This window comes from Pinirhizobacter sp. (genome assembly GCF_035317885.1).
In the GTDB taxonomy this organism is placed as follows: Bacteria; Pseudomonadota; Gammaproteobacteria; order Xanthomonadales; family Rhodanobacteraceae; genus Pinirhizobacter.
In genome coordinates, this window is sequence record NZ_DATHFX010000452.1 from 1 (window position 1) to 6,902 (window position 6,902).

At 63.7% G+C, this 6,902-nt stretch carries 6 protein-coding genes; 1 reads left to right on the forward strand and 5 read right to left on the reverse strand.

Going from position 1 to position 6,902, the window contains the following annotated elements; genetic code table 11:
- The first annotated feature begins 101 nt into the window (after nt 1-101).
- Nucleotides 102-566 carry an Lrp/AsnC family transcriptional regulator gene (locus tag VK519_RS14800; RefSeq protein WP_324351006.1) on the forward strand — a complete coding sequence of 155 codons (465 nt, stop codon included), beginning with the start codon at nt 102-104 and terminating at the stop codon, nt 564-566.
- A 1-nt stretch (nt 567) separates the two neighbouring features.
- Here the strand turns inward: VK519_RS14800 and VK519_RS14805 are convergent, their stop codons facing one another.
- The 5 genes from VK519_RS14805 to VK519_RS14825 all read right to left on the reverse strand — a co-directional run.
- Complete coding sequence (locus VK519_RS14805; RefSeq protein WP_324351008.1) at nt 568-897, reverse strand: low molecular weight protein tyrosine phosphatase family protein; 330 nt, start codon at nt 895-897, stop codon at nt 568-570.
- 9 nt (nt 898-906) lie between these two features.
- On the reverse strand, nt 907-1,662 hold the full coding sequence (locus tag VK519_RS14810) for an SEL1-like repeat protein (protein ID WP_324351010.1): 756 nt from the start codon (nt 1,660-1,662) through the stop codon (nt 907-909).
- 77 nt (nt 1,663-1,739) lie between these two features.
- Nucleotides 1,740-3,350 (reverse strand): DUF5597 domain-containing protein, encoded by a 1,611-nt coding sequence (locus VK519_RS14815; protein ID WP_324351012.1) that lies wholly within the window; start codon nt 3,348-3,350, stop codon nt 1,740-1,742.
- A complete protein-coding gene (locus tag VK519_RS14820; protein WP_324351014.1) occupies nt 3,347-5,572 on the reverse strand; it encodes a cellulase in 2,226 nt (741 codons plus the stop codon). The genes VK519_RS14815 and VK519_RS14820 overlap by 4 nt, the downstream gene beginning before the upstream one ends.
- Nucleotides 5,572-6,902, reverse strand: a 1,331-nt coding sequence (locus tag VK519_RS14825) for a TonB-dependent receptor (RefSeq protein WP_324351016.1), incomplete at its 5' end; no start/stop codon positions are given. The genes VK519_RS14825 and VK519_RS14820, both read right to left, overlap by 1 nt.

The window sequence follows — 6,902 nt, forward strand, 5'->3', positions numbered from 1 at the left end:
AGCAATGTAGCGGCGGGAGTACGCAATCGGGTGCCATTTATTCCACAATATCTCAGAGTATTGGCATAGAATTTCAAGATTAGCGCACGCAATGATTTGATATGACCATCAAACTGGACAAGATTGACAGGCGTATCCTCAAGGCCCTGCAGGAAAACGCGCGCCTTCAGAACACCGACCTTGCCCGTGAAGTCGGCCTATCGCCATCGCCGTGCCTGCGCCGGGTTCGCCTTCTTGAAGAGGCGGGCGTCATCGATCGTTACGTCACGGTGCTGAACCCGGCGATGGTCGGCGCGGGGCTTACCCTGTTCGCGCGTGTCTGGCTGATCGCCCAGGACGCCGAGACCATCGAGCATTTCATCGAAGCGATGAAGCGGCTGCCACAGGTGATGGAGTGCTACATCATGCTGGGCGAAAGCGATGCGTTGCTTCGCGTGGTGGTAGCGGATCTCGATGCATACCGGTATTTCCAGTCCACGCATCTCACGCGCGCCAACGGCATCCAGAACGTCAAGACGGACTTGCCCAGCCAGGTGGTCAAGCAGACCTACGCACTTCCCCTCTAGCCTAAAGGTAGGGCGAAACGCGCTTCTCCAGCAATGCCACCAGCTCCGGGTCCATGTATTCATAGATGTCGGGAATATCCAGGCAGACCACGCGAGTGCCGCCCACCGCCTGCTGGAATTCCCGCGAGAGTTTCTCGCGGTGCCGCTTCTCCATCACGAAGACCATGTCGGCCCAACGCAGGAGTTCCTCGGAAAGCGGCACGTCCGCTCCCGCGTTCAAGCCGGCAGAGAGCGTTTCTACCCCAGGATATGTGGCGAACACGTGCTCAGCCGTCGGGCTTCGCAGTCGATTCTGGCTGCATACGAACAACAGTCGCCGGGCTTCGGTCATGCGGTTTCTTTACTGGGGTGGCGCCGGTTTACCCGCGCCACCTGAGTCGGGCTCAACGGCGCCCACCACCACGTTGCCGACCAGGCCGCTGAAATCCTGCTGTGCCTGTGTCTGCAACTGCGCCACGACCACGTCCGCCCGCTGGCCGTACGGGCCAAAGCCGTAAAGGATGGCGTAGTTACGCTGCAGCGACGCCTGTTTGATCGGTACCACATATTCGTTGTACCGCTTGACCGCGCGCTTGCCGGCAACGTCGTCGCCGTACTTATCCTTCATGGATTGGAAAATCCGTTCCGACTCCGCCTGCTCGTCCTGGCTGGCACGTGCGAGCGCACCGTCAAAATCCTTCTGGATGGTCGGGTCGTGGCGTTCGGCCGCGAGCTTGAGCCACGCCAGGCCCAGGGGATGATTGGGTCGAATCCCGGTGCTGTCGCCGTTGAAGTACACCAGCCCAAGCACGCGCTGCGAGTTCTTGTTGGCCCAACTGGCTGACTCTTCCAGCAAATCGATCGCTTTGCGGTAATCATGGTGCTGCATCGCGTAGATGGACCTGCACGCGTAGTAGTCGCCGGGCAGGATCTGCTCCATGCCGAAGGCGCAAACGTTTATTCCACTGCGTTCGGGTGAATCCACTGTAGGCGGGGCGGCTAGCGCGGCGAAGGTCGTGGCGAGCGCGGCAAGGGCCAGGACGGGCTTCCAGCGTGTGCGTGGTAGCGGTGATGGTTGCGCGAATGCCGGGGAGGGTGCGAAAGCGGTCGTGGTCATATTGCCCCCTTAACCGATATCGGTTGGCGGTGCCCTGATACTACCGCGATTTAATCGCCTGCATCATTCCCCGCCAGTCAGTACGTGGCAAGCTTGACGCGCAGCAACTGCGGCGCGCCGGTGAAGTTCAGGCCGTAGTCGGTCTGGTCGCCATTCCAGAGGCGGCGGAATACCCACTGGCCGTTTTCGTAACGCCCTTCCTCCACGCGCTCGAGCAGGAAGCGGCGGTGCGGATCGTCCTTACCCGGGTAGAAATTCACGCGGGCGTGAAATCCGGTGACGAGGTACTCGTCCTTCGCCACCTCGGCAATGACCACGCCGCCAGACGGCGAGGGGTTTCCCTCGGGCGGTTTCACGCCGAACTGCGCCTGCCCATAGCCCACGTGCACGCGCCAGGCGCCGAGATCCAGCTCGCTCTCGTGGCTGTCGTCGGGCTCTGCGGCGCCCCAGGTTTTGCCTTGCAGCGCAAGCGCTGCCAGTTGCTCACCGAAGGAGCCGAGCAGTGTATTCACTGCGCCGAAGGCATCGAGCGTTTCGTCGTCGACCTTCCGCGCGCCGAGGGGGAAATTCGAGTAGCCGGTGAAATCCATGCCGAAGGGGGCGAAACCGATGCCGCCGCGGCCGAAGGTAGCGAAAGCGTAGCGCGCATACGGGGGGGCGTTGCCGATTTCAGCCACGTACAGCGGATTGTCGCTGCGGCGGTAGCGGTCCAGGATGGCGTTGACCTTCACCGACTCGGGCATGTAGATGTCCGGCGCCAGGATATCGAGCGCTGGCGCCGCCGCCTTCCATACATCCAGCACGTTATCGGTGGGTCCACCCGAAGCGTAGCCGCCGGCAGGTCCCGGCTTGAATGGGTCGCGCAGGGCCGCGTTCGCATACATGGGCAGCGCGTACACTGCCTTGCCGGCCTTGGCCACGCTGCCGATGAAGCTCGCCACCGACCAGGCATGGAACATCTCGTCTGCATCGCCACCGAACACTTGGCGCCATGTACCCGCGGCCTTGCCAGTCCTCTGCAGCAGCTCCGCCGGCACCGGGCCTGCAAACAGCTTGTCGGCCGCGGGCGAATGATCGCGGTCGGCGCCGTACGTGCCGGACTCGTTCTCCACCTGCACCATGATCACGGTGCGCTGGTCGCCGTCGATCTTCTTCAGGTGGGTCATCATCGCCACGAAGGCCCGGGTGTCGGCCTGGAGCGTGGCGGTGGCGTGCGGTGAAAGGGAATTGAGCAGCTTGCCCTGGGCGGTGACCACGCGAGGAAAGTGCTTGTTGTCCAGTTTTACCCAGGAAGGCGCGTAGTTCGGGCCGTTATTCTTCCAAGTGGCAAACCACAGCAGCACCAGGCGCACACGGTGCTGGCGAGCCTGACTGATGAGCGTATCCATGAAGCTGAAATCGAAGCTGCCCTCGCGCGGTTCCACCTGCTCCCAGGCGATCGGCACCAGCACGGTATTGGCGTGCAACTGGTCGATGGCCGGCCACACTTCACCCAGCATGGCGGGCCATGCGCTGGAATTGTTCACCTGGGCGCCGAGCAGCAGGTAGGGTTTGCCGTCCACCACTAGCGCGTGATTGCCGTTCTCGGTGGCGATGCGCGGCAACGGCGCGGCCCAGGCTCCGCTGGTGACGCTGGCCAGGGCGAACGAAAGAACTATCGACAAGGATTTGGTGCGTTTGATGTTCATCGTGATTGGTCCATGACAGGTTTTGGTTCGCCGTAGAAGATGCCGCGCCCGCCCGTGGCGAAATACACGCGTCCGAACACCCGGGGATCACCCGTGACATGGCCCATAGCGCCGAACTGGTGGGCGTCGTCGTTGATGCGTTGCCAGCGCGCGCCATGGTCGACGCTGCGAAAAAGGCCGCGCACGTTGCCCCGCTTGCCTGCCACGTACATGGTTGCGTGTTCGGCGCCGGGTGCCGCCCGGCCAAAACCCAGTGAATCCGCGGCAGTGATGTCCGCGGGCACGTCCAGCAGCCGGCCGGTGGCGTCGCCCACCGCAAGGCCATTGGCGGGGCTTACCCACCACAACTCGTCGTTGCGGTCCGGCGCAATCGCCAGGCGCGCGCGGGGATGCTGATCGGCGGCGATGCGCGCGCCGAAGCCGCCGCCGACCGGGATGAAGGTGAGCCCTCCATCGGTGCTGACCCATGCATGGCCGGGACCGTCGGCATAGAACACGTTGGCCGATACGCGGTTGGCCAGCACATGCGAGGCCCGCGGTAACTCATCGCCATGCTGCCAATGCTTTCCTTCGTCGTCGGTGACGAATACATGCGAGGCATGCGCCGGTAGCCAGGCGATGCGCTTGCCATCCGCACTCACCGCAACGGTGCCGGCGCCGTCACCTTCGCCCGGCTCGCTGGCCAGGGCCTTCCAGGTGATTCCGCCATCGCGCGAGATGGCCGCGCGTACGACGTCCGTCTTGCCCCGGATTCGACCGCTGCGAACCATTATCGCCTGCGCCTGTCCCGCCACGTCGATATCCTCGGCATTCTGGTACCGGGGCGGGCCGGCCAGTTGCAGGGGCGCCGTGTCGAGGTTGTCATGCCGGAATCCGTCCAGGTCGCCCACCGCGCTCACCAGGTGCGCACCTACCGCCGGGCTCACCAGCCCCAGCGGCACGGTTTCTTCCAGCCCGTCGTCCTGGAACCACCAGTGCACGCCCAGGCCTCGGTCCAGCGCACGCATGTCGCGCGACGCCCAGATGCCGTAGCCGGTGACGAAGAGCACATGGTCCGGATCAAACGGATCGATAGCCACCGAGGCCATCCAGTGCGGCGTGTGATCCACCGTCCAGCGGGCGTCCTGGTGGTCGAAGTCAGAATGTGCGAATACCTCGGACCAATGCACGCCGCCATCCGTGCTGCGGAAGAGGAGGTCATGCGGCGTGTAGTGGGCGAAGGTGCTGGCCACCAGCACGTCGGGATGGGCAGGATCAACCGCCACATCGCCCCATCCGTGACCCGATGGTGCTTTCGTTCGCGGCAAGGGGGTGATATCGGTCCAGCGCGAGGCGGCTGGATCGAAGGCGAATACCGCGCCATCGTGCATCTGGTCCGGACCGGGCTCGTCACCGTAGGTCAGCACGAAGCGCTTGCCCATCGGGTGCATGTGGGTGGGCCGGAGCCCCGCTGGCTGGCCGGGCACGGCCGTCCACGTACGGCCGCCGTCGTCGGATCGGAACACCGATGTATCCCGGGTGGAAATGCCTGCGTATACCGCCCGCGAGGAGGGGTCGAAGGCGACGAAGGCGATGCCCACCGGTTGCGTGCGGGCGCCGCTGGTGGCGGTGGCCGTTTTTGCCTGCGCGGGGAACGTGGCGACTTCCGCCCAGTGTGCGCCATGGTCCGCGCTGCGCCACAGCCCGGCGTTGCGCGAGCCCAGCAGCAGCACGGCGCCATCGTGCGGATCCACGGCCAGACGCTCGCCGTTGCCGCGTCCCAGTTCGTTCCCCCCCATGGGGAAGGGCAAGGGCACGATGTCGAAATGATCGCCACGGTCGGTGGAGCGAAGCAGGGCAGCGTTACCCACGTCAGGCCGCGTATAGGTGCCGCCCACCAGGTACAGGCGGCGGGTATCGGATGGATCCAGCGCCATCGCATCGATGCCCATCAAGTTGGCGTGGTCAGCATCCACCCAGTCGGTGAGCGGGATCCAGCGCGACGAGGCGGCGTTCCAGCGATAGGCGCCGCCGACATCGGTACGGGCATAAGCCAGGCCCTGTTCCGCTGGATGGAAGACGAGCCCGGAGACGAATCCACCGCCACCGATGCGCACGTTGTTCCATTGATAGGGAATATCCGCGGCTTGGGCGGCGACGGAAAGCAGCATCAGGATCGCTGCGGAGAACACCGGCGACGCGTTTTCAGGCGCGCCACCGGTGGAGCTTGGCAGTAGGCTCATTAGAAACTGTACATCAACCTCAACGAATACATGCGATCGTTGATCTGGACATCGCGCGGGCGGGTGTCCACGCCGAAGATCGTACGCCGTTTCGTGTTGGTCAGGTTCACTGCCGCGCCGGTGACTGAAAGCTGGTCGCTCACGCGATAGGTGAGCGACGCGTCGAGCTGGCCGTATGACTTGTCGAAGATCGGCAGGCTGCCCGTGCCGTTGCCCTGGGTGGTCACCACCCAGTTGCTGCGCCAGTTGTAGGCCAGCCGCGCCTCGATCGGGCCTTTCTCGTAGATGCCGATCAGGTTGTAGCTGTTCTTCGACAGGCCTTCCAGCGGTACCTGCAGCGGGTTGCCGGAGGTATCGGCGGCATCGGGGCTCGGTGCCTTGGAATAGACATAGGTGTAGTTGGTTTCCACGCCCAGTCCGTCGAACGGCGTGGGCAGGAAATCGAAGAAGTAGGTCAGGCCCATCTCGGCGCCGCGGATCTTGCCGTTGCCGCCGTTCACCGGGCGGTTGATCAGGTAATTCTGCACCGTGCTGCTGCCGTCGGGGTTGGGGACGGCAAAGGGTTCGACGATGTTGGTGTGCGAGATGAACCCGTTCACGTTCTTGTAGAACAAAGCCACGTAGGCCAGCGCGCCGGGCTTGAAATACCACTCCAGCGAGGTATCGAACTGGTCGGCCTTGACCGGCTTCAGGTTCGGATTGCCGGCGGAACCGGTGAAAGTGTTGTTGCCCCCCGCGTCAGGCGTGCTGAGGCTGGTCACCGGGTTCATGTCGTCGAAGCTGGGCCGCGACAGACCCTTGGAGCCGGCGATGCGCCACTGCAACTTGTCGGTGAAATGCACGTTGAGGTTCAGGCTCGGCAGCACCGAGTTGTACGTGGTGTCGATGTTGAGCGGCGAATAGCCGCCATCACCATTGGTATCATTCACCACGCCGTCGGCGGTGACATTGGTACGCACGCCGCGGACGCCGAAATTGCCGTCAACGGGAATATCACCCATGGTCCAGCCGAAACGCAGCATCGCGTAGGCGCTGTAGGTCTTTTCGCCCTGCTTGTTGGTGTCGGCCGGGCCATACTTCAGCAGGTCCGTGACACCGAACTGGGAAAGCGAGCCGGGGTAGTCGTTCAGCAGCGCCGGGTTGGGCGCGATGGTGGCACCGAACACATTGGCGTCGCCGCGGAAGAAATCGCCATAGCTGTTGATCGAGTAGGTCGATCCCGGGAAGTTGGCCAGCGGTGAGAAAATGCCGACGAACCGATACGGGGTGCTGTCGGTGACGGCGCGGCGGTTGGTGGTGCGCACGCCGAAGGTCAACGATTGCAGGAAAC

Excerpts from the sequence above, each read along its gene's own strand:
- VK519_RS14800 (WP_324351006.1), top strand. The coding sequence starts at position 102 with ATGACCATCAAACTGGACAAGATTGACAGGCGTATCCTCAAGGCCCTG.
- VK519_RS14805 (WP_324351008.1), bottom strand. The coding sequence starts at position 897 with ATGACCGAAGCCCGGCGACTGTTGTTCGTATGCAGCCAGAATCGACTG.
- VK519_RS14810 (WP_324351010.1), bottom strand. The coding sequence starts at position 1,662 with ATGACCACGACCGCTTTCGCACCCTCCCCGGCATTCGCGCAACCATCA.
- VK519_RS14815 (WP_324351012.1), bottom strand. The coding sequence starts at position 3,350 with ATGAACATCAAACGCACCAAATCCTTGTCGATAGTTCTTTCGTTCGCC.
- VK519_RS14820 (WP_324351014.1), bottom strand. The coding sequence starts at position 5,572 with ATGAGCCTACTGCCAAGCTCCACCGGTGGCGCGCCTGAAAACGCGTCG.